Annotated in this window: 1 protein-coding gene; it reads left to right on the forward strand. The window is 62.8% G+C overall.

Annotated elements, in window-relative coordinates; all coding sequences use genetic code 11:
• Positions 1–231 precede the first annotated feature (231 nt).
• Positions 232–686 (forward strand): IS110 family transposase (locus tag GVY64_RS37060; protein ID WP_159851366.1); only part of this gene is annotated, 455 nt, incomplete at its 3' end.

Raw genomic sequence — 686 nt, forward strand, 5'->3', positions numbered from 1 at the left:
CAGACATCATCCGTCCACAATGCTGTCGCCGGGATGGTCCCGGCGGTCACTCGCACCACCCCGGTCACGACCTATGCAGACGTGCAACCTTCGAGGTCCAGATGCAGACCTGTCGGGCCGGGGTGGTGGCGGGCTTCACATCGGCCAGCGGGAGTAGCGCTTCGAGCGCCGAGATGAGGTTCCGGGGAAGCCGGCCGAGCGGTGGCCGAATTTCTTCTTGCAGGAGCATCGTTGGTCCACGTCACCGGCACCAGTCCAGCCGAACAGTCTGTGTTCGCGGGAATAGACTGGGGCGGAACACATCATCAAATATGTATCGTTGACCATGCTGGCAAGCTGATCGTTCAGAAGCGGGTCAGACACGACCTCGGCGGGTTCGCCGAACTCGACGACCTACTCGACCTTCCCGGCATCCGGATCGCGATCGAACGCGGTGAGGGGCTGCTGGTCGAGCACCTGCAGCTCCGTGGCCTTCCGGTTTACTGTGTGTCGCCGAAGATTTCAGCCCGAGCCCGCGAACGCTATCGGCTGTCGGCGACCAAATCCGACAGCTTCGACGCGTTCGTCCTGGCCGACACCCTCCGTCATGAGTACACGCATTGGCGCCCGTTGCCGCTGCTGTCGCGAGACACCGCGGAACTCAAGGCGGTGATCCGTGACCGAGAGCGGATCATCTTGTCTCAGCG

Origin of the sequence: Nocardia sp. CY41 (genome assembly GCF_009829325.1) — a bacterium.
In the GTDB taxonomy this organism is placed as follows: Bacteria; Actinomycetota; Actinomycetes; order Mycobacteriales; family Mycobacteriaceae; genus Nocardia.